At 62.9% G+C, this 19448-nt stretch carries 15 protein-coding genes, 1 tRNA gene and 4 pseudogenes; 14 read left to right on the top strand and 6 right to left on the bottom strand.

Going from position 1 to position 19448, the window contains the following annotated elements; genetic code table 11:
- Nucleotides 1-83 precede the first annotated feature (83 nt).
- Genes HAP41_RS00490 through HAP41_RS00475 form a run of 4 tightly spaced genes read left to right on the top strand, consistent with a single transcriptional unit; the run spans nt 84 to nt 3666 of the window.
- Nucleotides 84-1601 (top strand): AMP-binding protein, encoded by a 1518-nt coding sequence (locus tag HAP41_RS00490; protein WP_166065475.1) that lies wholly within the window; start codon nt 84-86, stop codon nt 1599-1601.
- Between the two features lie 23 nt (nt 1602-1624).
- Nucleotides 1625-2263: an RraA family protein gene (locus tag HAP41_RS00485; RefSeq protein WP_085399166.1), complete on the top strand. Its 639-nt coding sequence runs from the start codon at nt 1625-1627 to the stop codon at nt 2261-2263.
- A gap of 27 nt (nt 2264-2290) precedes the next feature.
- Nucleotides 2291-2662, top strand: a complete 372-nt coding sequence (locus HAP41_RS00480; protein ID WP_028159929.1) for a dimethylsulfonioproprionate lyase family protein — start codon at nt 2291-2293, stop codon at nt 2660-2662.
- 47 nt (nt 2663-2709) lie between these two features.
- Entirely contained in the window at nt 2710-3666 is a 957-nt protein-coding gene (locus HAP41_RS00475) for a tripartite tricarboxylate transporter substrate-binding protein (protein WP_166065497.1), read from the top strand.
- A gap of 57 nt (nt 3667-3723) precedes the next feature.
- Here HAP41_RS00475 and HAP41_RS00470 read toward each other — a convergent pair whose 3' ends face one another.
- Complete coding sequence (locus HAP41_RS00470; RefSeq protein WP_166065521.1) at nt 3724-4017, bottom strand: GYD domain-containing protein; 294 nt, start codon at nt 4015-4017, stop codon at nt 3724-3726.
- Between the two features lie 124 nt (nt 4018-4141).
- Nucleotides 4142-4495, bottom strand: a pseudogene (locus HAP41_RS00465) (VOC family protein).
- A 142-nt stretch (nt 4496-4637) separates the two neighbouring features.
- Between HAP41_RS00465 and HAP41_RS00460 the strand changes: the two are divergent.
- Nucleotides 4638-4714, top strand: a tRNA-Arg gene (locus HAP41_RS00460).
- A gap of 50 nt (nt 4715-4764) precedes the next feature.
- Here HAP41_RS00460 and HAP41_RS00455 read toward each other — a convergent pair.
- Nucleotides 4765-5028, bottom strand: a pseudogene (locus tag HAP41_RS00455) (IS5/IS1182 family transposase); the annotation flags it as partial.
- 101 nt (nt 5029-5129) lie between these two features.
- Between HAP41_RS00455 and HAP41_RS00450 the strand changes: the two are divergent.
- On the top strand, nt 5130-6404 hold the full coding sequence (locus HAP41_RS00450; protein WP_166064748.1) for an IS256 family transposase: 1275 nt from the start codon (nt 5130-5132) through the stop codon (nt 6402-6404).
- 22 nt (nt 6405-6426) lie between these two features.
- On the opposite strand, the pseudogene HAP41_RS00445 reads toward HAP41_RS00450, so the two are convergent.
- Nucleotides 6427-7533: pseudogene (locus tag HAP41_RS00445) on the bottom strand (IS5 family transposase); the annotation flags it as partial.
- Between the two features lie 430 nt (nt 7534-7963).
- Complete coding sequence (locus HAP41_RS50595; protein WP_414643399.1) at nt 7964-8176, bottom strand: 4-fold beta flower protein; 213 nt, start codon at nt 8174-8176, stop codon at nt 7964-7966.
- Between the two features lie 1649 nt (nt 8177-9825).
- Here HAP41_RS50595 and HAP41_RS00440 point away from each other — a divergent pair.
- The 6 genes from HAP41_RS00440 to HAP41_RS00415 all read left to right on the top strand — a co-directional run bounded on the left by HAP41_RS00440 (nt 9826) and on the right by HAP41_RS00415 (nt 16739).
- On the top strand, nt 9826-10737 hold the full coding sequence (locus tag HAP41_RS00440) for a PLL family lectin (protein WP_166065547.1): 912 nt from the start codon (nt 9826-9828) through the stop codon (nt 10735-10737).
- A gap of 290 nt (nt 10738-11027) precedes the next feature.
- Nucleotides 11028-11888, top strand: a complete 861-nt coding sequence (locus HAP41_RS00435) for a tyrosine-type recombinase/integrase (RefSeq protein ID WP_029085027.1) — start codon at nt 11028-11030, stop codon at nt 11886-11888.
- 20 nt (nt 11889-11908) lie between these two features.
- The gene (locus HAP41_RS00430; protein ID WP_166053869.1) at nt 11909-13135 is read left to right on the top strand and encodes an IS91 family transposase; all 1227 of its coding nucleotides are present in this window, start codon (nt 11909-11911) and stop codon (nt 13133-13135) included.
- A 407-nt stretch (nt 13136-13542) separates the two neighbouring features.
- Nucleotides 13543-14889: an IS5 family transposase gene (locus HAP41_RS00425; protein ID WP_166053956.1), complete on the top strand. Its 1347-nt coding sequence runs from the start codon at nt 13543-13545 to the stop codon at nt 14887-14889.
- A gap of 38 nt (nt 14890-14927) precedes the next feature.
- Complete coding sequence (locus HAP41_RS00420; protein ID WP_414643359.1) at nt 14928-15230, top strand: LexA family protein; 303 nt, start codon at nt 14928-14930, stop codon at nt 15228-15230.
- 165 nt (nt 15231-15395) lie between these two features.
- On the top strand, nt 15396-16739 hold the full coding sequence (locus tag HAP41_RS00415; RefSeq protein ID WP_166053720.1) for an IS1380 family transposase: 1344 nt from the start codon (nt 15396-15398) through the stop codon (nt 16737-16739).
- Between the two features lie 282 nt (nt 16740-17021).
- Here the strand turns inward: HAP41_RS00415 and HAP41_RS50995 are convergent, their stop codons facing one another.
- Nucleotides 17022-17324, bottom strand: a complete 303-nt coding sequence (locus tag HAP41_RS50995) for a hypothetical protein (protein WP_166065623.1) — start codon at nt 17322-17324, stop codon at nt 17022-17024.
- Nucleotides 17325-17379: 55 nt separating this feature from the next.
- Between HAP41_RS50995 and HAP41_RS00405 the strand changes: the two are divergent.
- Together HAP41_RS00405 and istA are read left to right on the top strand one after the other, a co-directional pair.
- Nucleotides 17380-17813, top strand: a pseudogene (locus tag HAP41_RS00405) (transposase); the annotation flags it as partial.
- A 109-nt stretch (nt 17814-17922) separates the two neighbouring features.
- A complete protein-coding gene (gene istA, locus HAP41_RS00400) occupies nt 17923-19434 on the top strand; it encodes an IS21 family transposase (RefSeq protein WP_166105230.1) in 1512 nt (503 codons plus the stop codon).
- Nucleotides 19435-19448: the final 14 nt, after the last annotated feature.

Here is a 19448-nt window from a genome sequence, read left to right as displayed (position 1 = left end):
GAAGCGTTGGCTCCGGCTGTTACACTTCGTCTCGCGACGCCTCATCCTGAGACGACGCCAAGAAGACGAAGTGGAAACACCTGATGCTGCTGCCCCTGTCCGACGTGCCTCGCTGGTACGCTCAACGCAAACCGCAAGGCACGATCGCCGTCCGCCACGGGCAGGATACGCTGACATGGGACGAGCTCGAACGCGGCGCCAATCGGCGCGCGCGGGCGTTCATGGCCAAGGGCGTCAAGCCCGGCGACTTTGTCGCAATCGGTTTGCCAAACGGCAACGCGTTCTTCGAGACCTCGTTTGCGGTCTGGAAGTGCGGAGCGACGCCGACGTCACTGTCGTGGCGGCTGCCGCGCGGCGAAGCCGCTGCGGTGCTCGACATCCTGAAGCCCGCGCTGGTGGTCGGCGGCGAGGCCGACTGGAACGCGCCGAACCGCCTGCCGGCGGACTTCGTGCCGGAAGGTTTTTCGGACGAACCGCTCGATCCGCCGGTGGCCCGCTACTGGAAAGCCATGACCAGCGGCGGCTCGACCGGCCGGCCAAAGGTGATCCTCGATCATCAGCCGGCCGTGACCGACACGGTCGCCGCGCCGCCGCTCAACATTCCCTTCGGGGTCTCGCTGCTCAATCCCGGCCCGCTCTACCACAACGCGCCGTTCATCGTGTCGCATTACGCGCTGTTCACCGGCGGCCAGCTCACCGGCCTCGTCAAGTTCGACGCCGAGGAGACGCTGCGCCAGATCGCGCGCGAGCGCGTGCAATGGGTCAATTTCGTGCCGACCATGATGCACCGGATCTGGGCGTTGCCGGAGAGCGTGCGCAACTCTTACGACGTCTCGAGCCTCCAGACGGTGTTCCACATGGCAGCTCCGATGCCGCCCTGGCTGAAGGAGAACTGGATCGCCTGGCTCGGGCCTGAGCGGGTCTGGGAGCTCTATGGCGGCACGGAGCGGCAGGGCTCCTGCATCATATCAGGCACGGAATGGCTGACGCACAAGGGTTCGGTCGGCAAGATCGGCGAGATGGCGCGCTTGCGCATCGTCGGCGAGGATGGCAACGACGTCGCGCCTGGCGAGACCGGCGAGATCTATTTCCTCAACAATGACGGCAAGGACGCCACCTATCACTATCTCGGCGCCGAGCCGAAGCGCCGCGCGGATGGCTGGGAGTCGCTCGGCGACATCGGCCGGCTGGACGCCGAAGGCTATCTCTATCTCGGCGACCGTCTCGCCGACATGGTGCTGCGCGGCGGCGCCAACATCTATCCAGCCGAGGTCGAGGCTGCGGTCTCTGAGAGCCCTGGCGTGCGCTCCTGCGTCGTCGTGGGATTGCCCGATCCCGAATTGGGCCAGCGCGTGCACGCCATCATCGAGCCGGAGACGGACGCGGACGGCCAGGCCATCGCCGACGGCATGGCGGACTTCTTGAATGACCGGCTCAGCCGCTACAAGCACCCCGAGAGCTTCGAGATCGTCAGCGCGCCGCCGCGCGATGATTCCGGAAAAGTTCGCCGCACCCTGTTGCGCGACGAGCGCGCGGCGTGGATGAAGGAAGGGCGCACCTTCCGGATTCGGCCGGCCAAGGCGCGGGCGCACGCCGAATAAGAAGAATACAGAAGGATTGAGACATGACGATCACCATCGCAGCGAACAGCGTGCCGAAGCCGCCGGCCGAGATCATCGAGGGTTTTCGCGGCGCGCCGACCTCGGTCATTTCAGACAATCTCGCCCGGTTGCCGGGCGCGGTCGGGCTGAAGCCCTATCATCGCGGCGGCAAGCTGGTGGGGACGGCCTTCACGGTGCGCACGCGTCCCGGCGACAATCTCGCCATCCACCGCGCACTTGAACTGGTCGGTCCCGGCGATGTCATCGTGGTCGACGGCGGTGGCGACGAGACCCGCGCGCTGGTCGGCGAGATCATGAAGAACATCGCGCAGTGGCGCAAAGCCGAAGGCTATGTCATCGATGGCGCGATCCGCGACGTCGCGGCCTTCGCCGCTGACGACTTTCCCTGCTATGCCCGCGCGGTGATCCATCGCGGCCCCTACAAGAACGGCCCCGGCGAGATCAACGTGCCTGTTACGATCGGCGGCAGCGTGATCTCGCCCGGCGACATCGTGGTCGGCGATGAGGACGGCGTGGTGTCGTTCCCCGCCGCCGGCGCCGCGGCGCTGCTGGAAGCCGTCCGCGCCCAGGTCGCGCGCGAGGAGGAGACCATGAAGGCGATCCGCGAGGGCCGCTACCAGGGCTCCTATGGCAAATCCTGATCGGATCAGAATGAAGGGGAGGGCGGCGTGAGCCAGAAGGACGAATTTCACAACATTGACGATCCCAGCGACGGGCTGTTTCGCGAGCTCGCGGCGGGTGTGACCACGCGCATCTTCTCCGGCGAGCAGGCGATGCTGTCGGTGGTGACGCTGGCCCCGCATGCGCAAGGCACGCTGCATCATCATCCCGAGGAGCAATGGGGCGTGCTGCTCGACGGCTCCGCCATCCGCGTCCAGGGCGATGAGGAAATACCCGTAAAGAAGGGCGATTTCTGGCGCACGCCCGGCAATGTGCCGCACACCATGCGCGCCGGCCCCGATGGGGCCCGCGTGCTGGACATTTTCAGTCCACCACGGCCAGAATACAAAAAAGCGGGGTCGGGCTTCGGCACGACCTAAGCGCCAAAGAGCAAAAAGCCAGGCGCAACACCAAAGGGGAGGGGACTATGACGATCACACGACGCACGCTGCTGGCAGCGCCCGCTATTCTCGCAATCGCGCCAGCGGTGGCGCAGGCCGGCAAGATTACTCTGGTCGTGCCGTTTCCGCCGGGCGGATCGACCGATGCGATGGCGCGGCTGTTGCAGGCCAATCTGCAGACAAAGCTCAACCGCGTCGTCGTGGTCGAGAACAAGTCGGGCGCGGCGGGCGCGCTCGGCGCGGCGCAAGTCGCCAAGAGCCCGCCGGACGGCTCGACGTTCCTGGTCACCTTCGATTCCCACGCGGTGATCCCGTCCATCCTCGACAAGCCGCCGGTCGATGTCGAGCGCGAGCTGATGCCGGTGCTGCTGGTGGGCACCGCGCCCTACGTGATCGCCGCCGGCGCCGGTCGTCCCTACAAGAGCTTTGCCGACGTGGTCGCCGCCTGCAAGGCGACACCCGGCGCGGTGAAATATGCCTCTGTCGGCATCGGCACGCTCGGCCATCTCGCCATGACCGTGCTCGGCACCAAGGCCGGCGTCGAGATCATGCACGTGCCCTATCGCGGCGGCGGCCCGGCGATGAACGACGTGCTCGGCGGCCATGTCGATCTGATCGCGGGATCGGCGGCGCTGGTCTCGGCCCAGCTCGGCACCAACATGCTGCGGCCGATCCTGCAACTCGGCCGCGAGCGCCTGCCGGCGCTGCCGGATACGCCGACTGCGATCGAGGCGGGCTTTCCGGACTTCGAGACGCTCGCCTGGTGGGGCATCTTCGCGCCCACGGGCACGCCTCCGGATGTCGTCGCGGCCATGGCGACGGCGTCCAGGGAGATCCTGAGCGAGCCCGCGACCGCCGCCCAGCTCAAGGAGACCCAGCAAATGACGCTGCTGCTCCAGGACGGCGCCGCTTTCAAGAGCTTCTTCGACAAGCAGGTCGCCTATTGGGGCAAGGTGGTGCGCGAGAACAATATCAAGGCATGAGAGACCTGTTCCCGGGATTGCCATCCCAGGTCCAGTGCGTTCGCTCGGGCTTGAGCGTCAGAGCATCTTGCCGACGATCTTTGTCATATCTGCCGCCGAAAACGCGCGCAGCGTTTCGGTGCGGACATTGCCGAGCGCGCTGAGACTAAGGCTGAGCGACATCGCGGCAGCCTCATCTGGAGCCTCGAGAATGGTTACAACGTCATATCGTCCCTGCGTCCAGACGATCTCTTTCACGGTCACGCCGAACGTTTTGGCCATCTCCTTGAAGGCGTCGGCGCGCTTCGGCGAATCCTTGACGTTGCGGGCTCCCTGATCAGTGAAGTTTCCCAACACGACATAGGTTACCATGGTCGTCCTCCCTGGTTAGAACCCAGATACAATGCTCGTTTGAGGAAACCGCGCCGAGCTTGCCACGGCGGCTGAGACAGCGCTACTTGCGCGTTGGGAACGTCAGCGGATGTGACTTATGCAGTCAGGACAATGGTCGCGCGAAACTGAGCTCATGGCCGTCGGGGTCGGTGAGATGGAAGTAGCGCTCACCCCATTCCGCATTGCGCGGCGTGGTCGACGGCTGCCATCCGGCGGCGCGTGCGCGCTCGTAGGTCCCGTCGACATCTGCGACTTAGAAGATGATGCGGCCCCACCAGGACCAGCGCTTGTCGTCCGGCTGCGCCGTCAGGTTGAGATAGCCGGTGCCGGCGCGAAAGCTGGTGAATGCAGCGGCTTCGCCGCCATACAGGAGCTCGAACCCCAGCGACCGGTAGAAGTGCACGGAGCGCCCCATGTCATGCGTGCCGAGCGTGATGGCGCTGATGCTTTCGATCATGTGATCTGCTCCGCCGAGAGGGGCCTGGAAGCGATTGTATAGCCGCCCTGTTCAGGTTGACGATGGTCTGGCCCGCCTGACGGCTGGCGAACCGCATTTTGCTCTGCTATGACGGGATCGAACCCGTACCAGCGGGTTCCGCGGTCCCGTAGCTCAGCCGGATAGAGCGGCGGTTTCCTAAACCGTAGGTCGGAAGTTCGAGTCTTCCCGGGATCGCCAATTCTTTCAGTTACATAGTCGTTCGTGAAGAACTGGCGGCGGCGCCCGGCTCAAGCGGTGTTTCGAGCCGGGACGGTCTCGAAGAAGGCTCGGATGATGACACGCAAGAGCTCTGCGAGCCATCGCAGCAGCAGACCGAAGTTATAGCCGGCGGCGGCGAGAACAGTGTTGATGCGGTCGCCGAGGCGTCCCTTGAGATAATTTCTGTCCATGCGGTGCTCGGCCTTGACGTGGCCGATGACAGGCTCGACAGCCGCACGACGCTTCATCTCGCGACGGATGGAAGCTGTGACGCGGCGGACCTGACCCGAGATCCGGGGATGTCCCGGGTTCTGTTGAATTTCTGAAGAGGTCGGCGTTGCCCACCTTGAGCCGGTAGGCTCGGGGTGCTGATTCCACAAAGGAGAGCAACGCCATGACGAGAGATATCACACCGGCTGGTTGGCCGGCGACCGGGGCTGTGGAGAAATCATTTGCGGAAGTGCGAGCGAGCTTCGATCGGTTCTGCCTTGCGGCAGGAATCGAGGCGCTCGGCACGATGATGGAGGCGGATGTGACAGCGGCCTGCGGGCCGCGCCACGGTCGTGATGCGGCGCGGCGGGCGCACCGTTGGGGCCGAACGCGGGGGCGGATCGGTTTCCACGGCGGCAAGATCGAGGTCGATCGCCCGCGGGTCCGGGGCATGGACGGCCGCGAGGTCACGATCCCGAGCTGGGAAACGGCGGCGCAGGAGGACTGGCTCGGTCGCTGGGCGATGAACCTGATGCTGATCAATGTGTCGACGCGCCGGTTCGGCCGCGCCGTCCGGCTGCCCGAGGGTGACGTGCCGGCACCGCCCGGATCGGGGATTTCGAAGTCGGCGGCCTCGCGGAGGTTCGTGGCTCTGTCGGCGGCGCGGCTGGCCGACTTCATGGCTGCCGATCTGTCCGCGCTCGACCTTCTGGTGGTCCAAATCGACGGGCTGCATCTCGACGACGATCTCGTGCTGGTGGCCGCGATCGGGGTTGACGGCGAAGGCAACAAGCATCCGCTGGCGCTGGTGGAAGGGGCGACCGAGAATGCAGCAACGGTTCAGGCCCTGCTGGACAACCTGGTCTCGCGCGGGCTCGACCCGACGGTGCCAAGACTGTTCATCGCCGACGGCGCGAAGGCGTTGTCGAAGGCGATCCGCCGCACCTTCGGTTCGGCCGCTGCGATCCAGCGCTGCCAGATCCACAAGGCGCGCAACATCATGGAACGCCTGCCGAAAGAGCATCATGCGGCCACCCGCCGGGTGCTGCGCCAGGCCTGGGAGCTCGATGACGCCGACAAGGCTGAAAAATTGATCCGCAATCTCGCGCGTCGACTCGACCAGCAATGGCCCGGCGTTGCGGCCAGTATCCTCGAAGGCCTCGACGAAATCCTGACTGTCGTCCGGTTGAAGTTGCCGAAGGAGCTTCGCCGATCGCTCGCCTGTACCAATATCGCCGAGAACATGATGGGCACCATTCGCCGCGTCACGCGCAACGTTAAACGCTGGCGGGATGCCGGTATGGCCTTGCGATGGGTCGCGGCCGGTATGATCGAGGCCAACAAGGGCTTCCGACGATTGAAGGCGCATAAGCAATTGTCGGTTCTGCGTGCGGCCCTTCAAGCTCACCACGATCGCATGACAATCAAGTCCGTTGCCCACGTCACGAGGGCTGCGTAATATTCATTCCGGCAACGTCGACCCGACGTAGTTCAACAGCGATCGGGACATCCCCCGAGATCCAGACCCTGAACCGATGCGGGTGGTTGTGACCGCGATATCCTTTGTCGACGTGGATACGGCGAGTCTCCACCCCGGTGAGCTTCTCCATGTCGGCGATTACGGGACCGAGCGTGTGCCCATCGAAGGGATTGCCATGCAGGGCCTTGGCATGGAGCACGAACTGGCCGCCCTTCGGAGACGTCACAGGGGTGGCGATGCTGACCTTGCAGCCGAACTCGTAGGGCGCGCGGGCTTTACCTTTGCCGATGCACTCAACCTCCGGAGCATGTAACGCATAGACCTTCGGACCGCGCTGATGCTGATCCTGGCTGCGCACCTGCTGCGCTAAACCGAGCAACGGGCCGAAGCGAGCTTCCAGCACCGTATCGCCATCAATCTTGCGGCGGATGTCGCGGATGATCCGGCCAAGCCGTGTCCGCAGGAACTTGAGCTGCCGCCGGGCGCGTTTGAACTGGTGGGCGTGGGTATAGCGGCCGGTCATGATGGCGCGCTTGGCCAGGCGCAGATAGCTCTGGCGTAGCGGCACACGGTTGCGCTTGGCGAGCCCGACCAGCTTGGTGATTGCTCGATGCAGCAGCCGCGCGTCGGTCGGATGTGCAACCGCCTTGGGCTGCACTGTGGTATCGACGACCACCCGTTCCAGGTCCTTGGGACCGATGGCGCCGGTCTTGTGCGCCACTGAAAGACTTTCCTGGATCAGGGCGACGAGCTGTTCCTCGCCGAGCCGCTGCCGCCAGCGTGTCATCGACGATCGATCGAACGGCAGACGGTGGCAGAAGCTCAATTCGCCGCAGAAGTATTGGTAATAGGGGTTCTCGATCCAGCGAGCGCACAGCACCTCATCTGACAGGTTGTGCATGTGCTTCAAAATGAACAGGCCGGCGACTAGCCGCGTCGGCAAGCCCGGCTGGCCCGACCCTGCTTGGCACACTGAACTGAAGCGCTCATTCAGGATGTTCCAGTCGATCAGCGCTGCCAACCGCACCAGCGGATGACCCATGTCGATGATCTGATCAAGCGCCGGAAGCAACAGGTCTTTCTGGCGATCATCCCTCGGCTTGCTCATCGCATTCCCCAATGTCGACGACGCCGTCAGGGAATCACGAATCGCCCAAAAGCAAAATCCTAAAACGCAAGAAAGCGAGGTCCAACACCCCGCTTTCCTGCAAAATCGAATACTACATCAAGACAAATTCTGCTTATTTCTCAGATCAATCCGCATTCTTCACGGACGACTACATAGCTAGAGCGCGCTCTGACGTGTGGCACTTCGTTGGCACGCCAAATACTTCGTCCAACGGCTTATCCAACGGCACACAGATGCAGGCGACATGTGCCGGTTATGTCGCGGCTCGGGTCGTGTAAACCCAACCTGAGAGGGCCGGCGCACGTGGGCCACGTTGCGCCGGTTGTTTGTCTCAGAACAGATCGTGCAATGTCAGCCCGCTCCAGGAAAGGGTCGGTATAGCTGGAATGGGCGGAATTGAGGGAATCGCTCAAATCGGTGGAATGCTCGGGACGCTCTTTATCGACGGGATTGATCGCATCGGCGGAAGGGGGCCGCCCGATGCACCATCCGTGAATGCAATTGCATTTCCACCTGAGTCGCGGATCCAACCGTTGTGCAGCCTTGCAACATAGCGTCCGCTATTCGTGTAGACGCTCTCTCCTTTCACAAAGCCAACAGTTTGGCCAGACCACGTATACATGGTCCCGTTGTCATCGATGTAATGGGTTGCGCGGCCGCTTCGATCGTAAAAGTCTCTGGCCATGGCCTCAGCCCTTCACGTCGCGCGGGTCAGCGCCGTAGGTACGCTCTTCCCGGATTTTCCGTCGGTTTTGTGCAGGACGGCTTGGCGAAGTCCGCCGGCATCATGCGCGCGGTGACCAGCCCGGATATCCTCTGCTTGGTTCTTAAGTAATTGACGGCGAAAGCGTGATTGCTGCACCCATCCCACGGTCGAATGCGCGCTGGCACGAGTAGGGCACACGCTCGCCGAGCTCATAACCGCTGTATCGTTGGCTGGTTGGCTACACGCGGCCGAGCTGGAAGCCGTCAGTATGGCTGCGGAGCACGCCTGAAGATCAACAGCAATCATGCCACAGCTAACGCCATTAACTGAGGAACAGGCCGCGCTGCTTGTTGAGTTTCAGCAGCACATGGATACGCAATATCAGATTCAGCTTCTGAAGCGATATTGACTGACCCTGCCTGCGCTTCCGCGCCGAAGCTTTCTAGTTTAGGCCGGCCTGAAGGGATATGGCCCCTGCCAGCTGTGGACCTCCTCTTACTGTGTCACAAGTTCCGTGATGAACGGGTTTGTTTGGTTGCCCGTGCGCAGCATGGGCATCGGAACAGGCGCTCGATGATCTCGGCGGCCAGTCTTCTGCGCATGGTAGTGATGGAGTTGGAGATGTGACGCTCGGTTCTGAGCGGGGGATCGGCGGGATCGATAACGTGAGGGAAGGCGAGACCTTTGTAAGCGCGCGGAGGAACGCGGCGCTGAGAGGGGAATCGCCTCCCACTCGGAGATTAGGAATCCGTAGGCGGCTGATGCAATAATCCGGCAGCGGCTTCGCCCGATCGGCATGACCGATCATCACTCTCACAAGCTCCTCAACATACGCCGAAAACCGCTCCGCGCTGCTCCGTCCTTCAATATCCATTCAAGCCCCCAAGCTGAAAAACGAATCGGCTCAAGCTACGCGAGCCGAAGCCTCACCCCCTGTGGCTTTCTGACTCAATAAGAATGGTCACCAGAGGTACGTCGAAACATCCGACATTCCCTGCGCGGTGGTGTTAACAGCTGCTTCGTGCTCCCCGGAGCGCCAGACTTGTTAGCCTCCGTCGCCTGCCGGATCATCGGTCCAGGCAGGCCTGATCCCAGCGTCGGGGAATCAGGACCACACGACTTGGCCGTCAGTCAAGATGTCTTCCTCCGTGCGGCATGCAAGCTGAACATCCCGGCGTCCACCGCATCCGTTCTCAACGTTCGTGCCGATCGCGAAGCGTCTCTCTGAAATGAGGACGGGATACGCAACGGGAGACAGATATTTGGGCTAAAAGCCTGGCGTGGTTTCCGATCGATCGAGTTGTTTTGCCCGTCGGGTCATTAGTCGACGCCATTATTTCCGAACCCGACTTTTGTACACCGCTATCAGAGGTTCCATGATCGCAAGGACGTGTGTGCTTCGCTCACTGCAGCAAATGCGAGTGAGAATGCAGGGAACTTGAGCGCGCGGATCACTTTCACGCGAGACCAACTTGTCGGCGTATCGCAGTGTGAAACGATAATGCTACTTTAGATTGCTTGGTGCAGATTGTTCCCTCATTGCACATATACAATCGGAGATTGTAATGACAAACGCAGCAGCGGCGCTTACCCACTCGGTATCAGTGACAGAGAATTCCGATGGACGATTGGAGGTGTTCGGTCTCGGAACCGACAGGGCGCTCTGGCACGTCTGGCAGGAAAAACCGCACTCGGGGCCATGGTCGAGTTGGGCCTCGCTTGGCGGCGTTCTCACCAGCTCGCCGTCCAGTGTCGATAATTCCGAAGGTCGGCTGGAGGTCTTTGCGCGCGGAACCGATAATTCACTCTGGCACATCTGGCAGGACAGGCCACATGCCGGACCGTGGTCGGGCTGGGCCTCGCTCGGCGGCGCCATCACCAGCGATCCCGCTGCGATCGCCAACAGCGACGGCCGGCTAGAAGTGTTTGCGCGCGGCACCGACAACGCGCTCTGGCACATCTGGCAGGAGAAGCCACATGCCGGTCCGTGGTCAGGCTGGGCCTCGCTTGGCGGCGAGATCACCGGCGACCCCGAGGTGTTCATCAATTCCGATGGCCGTCTCGAAGTGTTCGCCCGTGGCTCTGACAATGCGCTGTGGCACATCTGGCAAGAGGAGCCGCATGCCGGACCGTGGTCAAGCTGGGCATCCCTGGGTGGCGCCATCACCAGCGATCCCGCCGTGGTCGCCAGCAGCGATGGCCGTCTCGAAGTTTTCGCCCGTGGCACCGACAATGCACTGTGGCATATCTGGCAGGAGAAGCCGCATGCCGCACCGTGGTCACGCTGGGCATCTCTGGGCGGCTCCATCACCAGTGATCCGGTGGCTTTCGATAATTCCGACGGCCGGCTAGAAGTGTTTGCGCGCGGCACCGACAACGCGCTCTGGCACATCTGGCAGAAGAAGCCGCACTCCGGACCGTGGTCCGGCTGGGCATCCCTGGGCGGCGTTCTCCTGAGCGATCCACTCGCCGCCTGATACGGACTGCACGAGAGGCCGGCCGTCTCACAAGGCGGTCGGCGCCCTCACTAACCCATCATTAGTCGTCCGTGAACAAGGCTCTAAGCGATTGAGCGAGAGTCTGTTTTTCGGATTTGAGACGGTTTGAGATTGCAGGGATTGGGAGGTAAAGACCGCCAAAGCCTGCAAATTCGATTGTGGATTGAACGAAGCCGCTGCCGCGGCGTAGGGGGCAAGGTGGCATAGATCGCCTCCTGGCTGAGAGGATGTGGGTGTTGGAGCCCACCCCCTCAGACAGGAGTATCGAGATGGCCGATTTGAGCCCTCTTCGCCGCCGCATGATCGAAGACATGACCGTCCGCAATCTGTCGCCGGCGACGCAAAGATCCTACATCAGCGCGGTTTCGAAGTTCAGCCGCTATTTTGGCCGATCGCCTGACCGGTTAGAGCTGGAAGACGTCCGCGCCTTCCAGGTGCATTTGGTCTCGACCGGCATCTCATGGCCGGCGCTGAACCAGATCGTCTGTGCGCTACGGTTTTTCTACGGCGTCACGCTCGGCGAGGCGCTCATCCCAGAGCGCATTCCCTATGCGCGAGAACCGCGCAAGCTGCCGGTCGTTCTCAGCGCCGACGAAGTGGTTCAGTTTCTTGAAGCGGTATCGAGCCTGAAGAGCCGCGCCGCGCTCACCACCGCCTATGCGGCCGGGCTCAGGGCCTCGGAGGTTGCGGGACTGCGGATCGAAGACATCGACAGCGCCCGCGGCGTCATCCAGGTGCGCCACGGCAAGGGCGCGAAGGATCGCAACGTGATGCTGTCGCCCCAGCTGCTGGGCATCCTGCGCACCTACTGGCGGCTCGCCCGGCCGCGGCTTTATCTGTTCCCTGGTCGTGACGAAGATCATCCGATCGATCAGACCGTGCTGCATGCCGCCTGCCGGTCGGCGGTGAAGGCTGCGGGCCTGACCAAGCGCGTCACGCTGCACACGCTGCGCCACAGCTTCGCGACACATCTTCTCGAGAACGGAACCGATATCCGGATCATCCAGGTCTTGCTCGGGCACAATAATTTGTCGTCGACAGCGCGCTACACGCAGGTCGCCACCGATACGATCCGAGCGACGCAGAGCCCGCTCGATCGCCTGTCGCTGGAGGTGACGCCACCTGGATGACCCGCAGCGGGATGCGGGTCATGACCCGCTCCGACATCCGCTCCAACAGGCCCGCCATCGAGATTGCCGATATTCTGCGCCGGCATGGCGACGCCTATCGCCGTGTACATGCCGGTCATCTGGGGCGGGTCGAGCGGCGCGTGATGAGCGCGATCGTTGCGTGCCGGACCGAGGCGCTCGGCGGCCACATGCAGGCTTGCGACGACTGCGGCACGACACGCGTTGCCTATAATTCCTGCCGCAATCGGCACTGTCCGAAGTGTCAGGGGAGAGCCCGAGCCGCGTGGCTCGCCGCGCGTCAAGCCGACCTGCTTCCGGTTCCCTATTTCCACGTCGTCTTTACACTTCCCGCACCGATCGCCGCGATCGCTTTCCAGAACAAGGCCGTCGTCTATGCCATCCTGTTCAAGGCTGCCGCCGAGGCGATGACGACGCTCGCCGCCAATCCACGCCGGCTCGGCGGTGCGATCGGCGGCGTCGCCGTCCTCCACACCTGGGGACAGACGCTGATGCATCATCCCCACGTCCATTGCGTCGTTCCGGGTGGCGGCCTCTCGCCCGATGGCGCGCGCTGGACCGCTTGCCGACCGAACTTCTTCCTGGCCGTCAAACCGTTGTCCAGACTATTTCGCACACTTTTTCTCAAACGTCTGTCGGCAGCCTTCAACTCCGGTGCCTTGCGTTTCTTCGGCGATCTCGGAGCTCTGGCCGAGCCGGCTGCCTTTGCGGCCCACCTCGACGCCATGCGACGCATCAACTGGGTTGTTTACGCCAAGCGGCCCTTCGGCGGACCCGCACAGGTCCTGGCCTATCTCGGCCGCTACACCCATCGCGTCGCGATCGCCAACAGCCGGCTCGTCGCACTCGACGACGATCATGTCGCCTTCTCATGGAAGGACTATCGCCAAAACAGCGCGACAAAGATCATGAATCTCAAGCCCGATGAGTTCATTCGCCGTTTCCTGCTTCATACGCCGCCTGACGGCTTCCACCGCATCCGCCACTTCGGCTTCATGGCCAACCGCCATCGCGCTGCCAAGCTCGCCCTTTGCCGCGAACTTCTCGATCATGAGCGAACAGCCCCAAACGATGGCCAGCCGTCGCCTGTGGATTCGGAGGCTCAAACCTGGGCCGAGGTTCCTGCCTGTCCCGATTGTGGTGGCGTCATGCGCATCATTGAGCGCTTTCGACATAGCTTCAGACGCCCCAGCCCTCGAACATCACCGTTCCGATGCGACACATCGTGAGCCAAGTCATGTCGTGCACGACGATCATCATTCGTCATTTCGCTCCCAGCGTCTCGATCATCGCGGACGATGTCGAATCCGTGCTGTCACACTGCGCGACAACAACCGTCCGATGCAGCAAAAGGCCTATCGCGATCTCAGGCGAAGCGCGTCTGATCTCAACTCTTCCAGGATGCGCACTCCTGTGTCTCTGCCTCACGCGCCGAGCCAGCAGATCGGGCATGGCGATCTCGAACAATCCCCATAGCTGCAAAACCGCGAATAGCCTCCCGCGCCTTCGTTCAATCCGGCTTCAATGAGGTCGCGTCATAAGCGCCTGCCGCGCCCTCGCGTGAGCGCGACCTCACAGAACCCTCCAGATTCCCTTTCGCAGCGGACCATGATTCTGTGTTGCATCGGAGGGGACGATGCGACCGAAGAAGCACAAGACGACGGGATCGAACGACCTGTTCCGGGCGCGGCTGGACCAGATCATCAATCTGAAGCACGAGCTGGTTCTGTTGGCCGGCAAGATCGATTGGGACTGGATCGACGGCGAGATCGCGCCGCTCTACAGCGAGAACGGCCGGCCGGGGATCGAGACCCGCTTCATGATCGGGCTGCTGTTGCTCAAGCAGATTTACGGGCTGTCCGATGAGGGGATTTGCGAGCGCTGGGTCCACGACCCGTATTTCCAGTACTTCACCGGCGAAGAGTTCTTCCAGCACGCCTTCCCGCACGAGCGATCGGACCTGAGCCATTGGCGCAAGCGGCTCGGCGACAAGCTGGAACTGCTGCTGGCCGAGAGCCTGCGGGTGGCGCACGAGGCCGGCGCGTTACGCGGCCAGGACCTCAAGCGGGTCACGGTCGATACCACGGTGCAGCCAAAGGCCATCACCTTTCCGACCGACGCCAAGCTGCTGCATGCGGCCATCAAGGGGCTCAATCGCCTGGCGAGAAGGCACGGCGTCAGGCTGCGGCAGTCCTATTCTCGGATCGCCAAGGCCGCCGCGATGATGGCGGGCCGCTACGCCCATGCCAAACAATTCAGGCGGCATCAGCGGCAGTTGCGTATCCTGCGCTCAAGGCTCGGCCGGATCATCCGCGATATCCGCCGCAAGATCGACGGCCAGCCAGCCCTGGAGGAGGCGTTCGCCCTTCCGCTTGGCCGGGCCAGCCAGATCCGCTCGCAGCAGCAGCGCCAACGCGGCTGGAAGCTTTATTCTTTCCATGCCCCGGAGGTGGAGTGCATCGGCAAGGGCAAGGCCTCCGCGCCGTACGAGTTCGGCGTCAAGGCTTCCATCGTCACCAACAACCGCCGAGCTCCCGGCGGTCTGTTCGTGCTACACGTCAGGGCGCTGCCCGATAATCCGTATGACGGTCACACCCTGCGCGACGTCATCGACCGCACCGAGGCACTCACCGGCTGTCCGATCGAGCGGGCCTATGTCGACAAGGGGTATCGCGGCCACGACGCTCAAAATCCACGTCGCGTCTTCATCTCCGGCCAGAAGCGCGGCGTCTTCGGGATCATCAAGCGCGAGTTGCGCCGCCGATCCGCCATCGAGCCCATCATCGGACACCTGAAGGCCGAAGGTCACCTCGGGCGCTGCTACCTCAAAGGCCGCGCAGGAGACGCCGCCAACGTCGTCCTCTCCGCCGTAGGCCACAACTTCCGCCGCATCCTCGCCTGGCTGAGAGATTTCTTGGACCTGTTCCTGATCCGGATATGGCGCACGTTCACATGTCCCATCCCGCTCAATTCGGATTCTTAACGGACGACTGGCTGAGTTCGACTCGATAGCGTACATTCATGGCCTGCCTCCTCGTTCGAGGCACGCACGAACAACTGAATCGGATGGCCGGCGTGAGTCCTTCGACAAAACCCTTCACGCCCACGCAGGGGCAGTATCTGGCTTTTATCCACCTCTATACCCGGCTGCATCGCACGCCCCAGGCCGAAACCGACATGCAGGAATATTTCCGCGTCAGCCCGCCTTCGGTTCACCAGATGGTGCTGACGCTGGAACGCGCCGGCCTCATCAGACGGCAGCCAAGGACGCCTCGCAGCATCGAGGTCCTCATTGATCCGAAACTCCTGCCGGAGCTAATCTGACCGCCGGACCCAACCTGTCAAAATCACTGTGCAGAGCCACTAGCCCGTCTTATTCGTCAGAGGGCGCCTGAGAGGCTGGCGAGCGTGGTGTAAAGCGCTGATGCGGCGTAGGATTCGGTTGCAAAGCCAACCCCATCACCTTCAGCCGCGAACACCACGCCCGCCATGACCGACGATACGATTCTGCCCTTCTCGTTTCCAGCCGTTCACGCCAAGAAAGTCACAGCTGCCTTCGATGGCGGTCGGCTGACCTCGAACGGGGGCGTGATGCTTCTGGCGATGGCCGAGCGGCGTCTCGGCTTGGCCGACAATTTGGCCCGGGTGTTCCCGGATCGGCGCGATCCGACGCGGGTCGTGCACAGCCTGGTCGATATGTTCCGCGCGCGCATGTTCGCGATCTGCTGCGGCTACGAGGACGCCGACGACCTCGATCATCTGCGGTCCGATCCCGCATTCAAGCTGGCCTGCGGACGGCTGCCGGACACGGGTCGCGATCTGTGTTCCCAACCGACGCTGTCGCGTCTGGAGAATGCTCCGCGCCTGCGCGACGTGATCCGACTGACCTACACTTTGGTCGACGCATGGATGGATAGCTACCCGCGCGAGCCGGCATCCGTCACGCTCGACATCGATGATACCTGCGATGTCGTCCACGGCCATCAGCAGCTCTCGCTGTTCAACGCTCATTATGACGAACGCTGCTTCCTGCCGATCCACGTCTACGACACGGAGAAGAGCCGGCCCGTGGCGGTCGTGCTGCGGCCCGGCAAGACGCCGGGCGGCGTCGAGGTGCGTGCCCATCTGCGCCGCCTGGTACGGCATATCCGGACGCGGTGGCACAACACGCGAATTACGTTCCGTGGCGACGGGCACTATGCCCGGCCGGAGGCAATGGCGTGGTGCGAGACCAACGGCATCGACTACATCTTCGGTCTGTCCGGCACCAAGCCGCTCGCCAGAAAAGTCGACGCGGTCGCCGACGACATCCGCACGCGACGCGCCATCGAGAACCTGCCGGTTCTGCGCGGCTATACCGAGACGCGCCACAAGGCAAAGTCCTGGGATCGCGAACGACGCACCGTCGCCCGTATTGAGGCGACGATGCTCGGCCTCGACATCCGCTTCGTCGTCACCAGCCTCGATGTCGGCTCGGCCGAGTGGATCTACGACAGCCTGTATTGCGCGCGCGGCCAAGCCGAGAATCTGATCAAGCTGCATAAGACGCAGCTCGCCTCCGATCGCACCAGTTGCCGTTCGGCGCTCGCCAATCAAGTCCGCCTCGTTCTCCATACCGCCGCTTATTGGCTGATGCTGACCGTGCGCGACGCCATTCCCAAAGTCCGGGAATTGGCCACTGCCGAGTTCGCGACGCTGCGTCTTCGGCTCTTGAAAATCGCCGCCCGGGTTGTCGAGACCAAGAGCCGCATTCGCCTTGCGTTCGCCGCGGCATGTCCCGAAGCCGACCTGATCCGCAGCTTGCCCGGCGCGCTGCTGCCGCTCGGTCCTTGACCGGTGGGGCGTCCGCCCGCGTTCACCCAACCCATCCCTCAAGCGCGTTGCAAAGTACCGGTCGTCAGGCGGTGAAAAGCCGAAGGCAATCCTGTGCGCCTCGTCAGCGGAGGTGTGCGGATGCACCAGTCGGACCAAAATACCGCGCTCTCACGAATAGGGCGGGCTAGTCTACTTCCCGGCGCAAAATTCGAAGGCCTTGGCCGCGTGTAGAATCAGCGCTTCGGCGGAAAACTGCAAGGTCGAACGGAGCAAGGCTTGACTTGCGCGGTCGCCATTGATTCATTTTTGTAGATAGTTCGCCATCGAACCCTTCAGGCGCGCGACAAGCTCGTCGGCAAGCTGCCGGTTAGCGGCGAATTGCTGCGTGGGTCGTTGTTGGAGCGCACTGTCCGGCACACCCGGGGCTGCCCGAAATGCGCGCGCGGCGAAGGGCATCAGGTGTTCGTGCTGACCGTGACTTACGCTGGCGGGCGCACGCAACAGTTCAGCGTTCGCCGCGAGCGGGTCGCCGAGGTCCGCCGCTGGCTCGACAATTATCAGCAGCCGAAGCAGGCGATTGAGGACATCTGCGAGCTCAACCATGAACTGCTACGTCCGGAGCCGCATCGAAGGCGCGCGGGGCGACGGCATGATTGAGATGCGGCGAGCGCAGCTCAGCTTCGGCGACGGGTTGATCACCGAGGATGTGAGCGATCTGCGCGAAGACTGGATGGCGTATGCCTATCGGGTGCTGGCGGACGACGACATCGTGACGACGGTCTACGAAGCGCTGGCGAAGCGGCATCCCAAGAGCCGCAGCCGCGGCAGGCTCGGCTCGCCGGCCGAGGTGGCGTTACGTCTGCTGTCCTCAAGCACATCCGCAACTTGAGCTATGCCGCCTTGGAACGCGAGGTGCGCGCCAACCTCGTGTACCGCGACTTCGCCCGAGTGGGCAGCGGGAAGATGCCAGATGCCAAGACCATGGGGCGATGGGGCTTTGCGATCGGGCCGCATGTGCTCAGGCAGATCAATGATCGAATGGTGAAAATAGTGCGGATTCCGATTTATTCCGGCCGGGTATTCCGACTTGAAGCCGGCCGGGTTTTGGAAGTCGGCGTTTTCGTTTGGGTCAGTCCTTCAGGCATCAAGTCCCTCGTTGATCCACGAGGGGAAGCGGATGCCGGCCAAGAGAGAACTGACCATGCGACAGATACGACAGATGCTGCGGCTTGCCCGTGATGGGGTGAGCGCCCGGGAGATCGGGCGCACGCTCGGGGTGGCGCGCAGCACGATCCAGGACAATCTCAAGCGTGCCTCGACTGCCGGGCTGGCGTGGCCTTTGGCGGGCGATCTGACCGACGCCGTTCTTGAACAACGTCTGTTTGCCCATGCCGGCGTCAGGCGCGGCTTCCGCCGGCGCCGGGAGCCGGATTGGGCCTCGCTGGCCTGTGAGCTGAAGCGGCCTGGCGTCAATCTGATGGTGCTGTGGGAGGAGTACCGGGCGGTCCATCCGGAAGGTTATGGCTACAGCCGGTTCTGCGATTTATTCCGGGAATTCGAGCGGCGGCTGTCTCCGACGATGCGGCAGGACCATCCGGCCGGCGACAAGGTCTTTGTCGATTACTCCGGCAAGAAGATCATGATCGTTGATCGCGCAACCGGGGTTGTGCGCGACGCGGAGATCTTCGTCGCCGTGCTTGGCGCCTCGAATTACACCTACGCCGAGGCGACCTGGACGCAGACACTTTCGGACTGGATCGAGGCTCATGTCCGAATGTTCCGGTTCTTTGGCGGGGTGCCACGCCTCGTCGTCCCTGACAATCTGAAGTCCGGCGTGCACCGGGCGTCGTTCTACGACCCCGAAATCAATCGCAGCTACGGGATGATGGCGTCCCATTACGGCGTTGGCATCCTTCCGGCACGGCCAAGAAAGCCCCGGGATAAGGCAAAAGTGGAAGCCGGAGTGCGTTTTGCCCAGACCTATATCCTCGGGCGGCTTCGCCGGCAGACCTTCTTCTCGCTGGCTGAGGCGAATGCGGCAATCGCCGCCGCGCTGGAGCGCATCAACGCCCACGTCATGCGCCGGATCGGCGTCAGCCGCCGACAATTGTTCGAGACCGTCGAGATGCCTGTCCTGGCGCCGTTGCCGGATGCCGACTATCAGTTCGCGGAATGGCTCCTGGCCCGCGTCTCGCTCGATTATCACGTCGAGGTCGACGGCTTCTTCTACTCAGTTCCACACGGCCTGATCCGGGAGCAGGTCGACGTTCGCGCCACCACCCGGACCATCGAGTTGTTCCATCGGGGTTTGCGTGTTGCTGCTCACCAGCGCCGTTATGGCGGCCGCCGGCACGGCACTGATCCCGATCACATGCCCAGTGCGCATCGGCGTTACGCCGAGTGGACTCCCGATCGATTCCGGCGCTGGGGGCGGTCGATCGGGCCCAACACCGAGGGGCTCGTTCTCGCCATCCTGGCCAATCGGCCTCATCCCGAACAGGGATTCCGGACCTGTCTCGGCGTGCTTCGGCTGTTCAAGGATATTGATCCCGAACGCGCCGAGCTGATCGCGGCCCGCGCGGTCGCGGTCAGCGCACTGACCTACAAGAGCATCGCCTCCATCATCGCCAACAAGCTCGAACGCAGTTCTCGCGATACCGAGGACGCGATCATCGAACATCCCAATCTGCGCGGCCCCGGTTACTTCCATTGAAAGGATTATCCAGC

Source organism: Bradyrhizobium barranii subsp. apii, from assembly GCF_011516635.5.
GTDB classification, from domain to species: Bacteria; Pseudomonadota; Alphaproteobacteria; order Rhizobiales; family Xanthobacteraceae; genus Bradyrhizobium; species Bradyrhizobium barranii.
The sequence above is the reverse complement of the archived record's forward strand: the minus strand, read 5'-3'. Positions and strand labels throughout refer to the sequence as shown.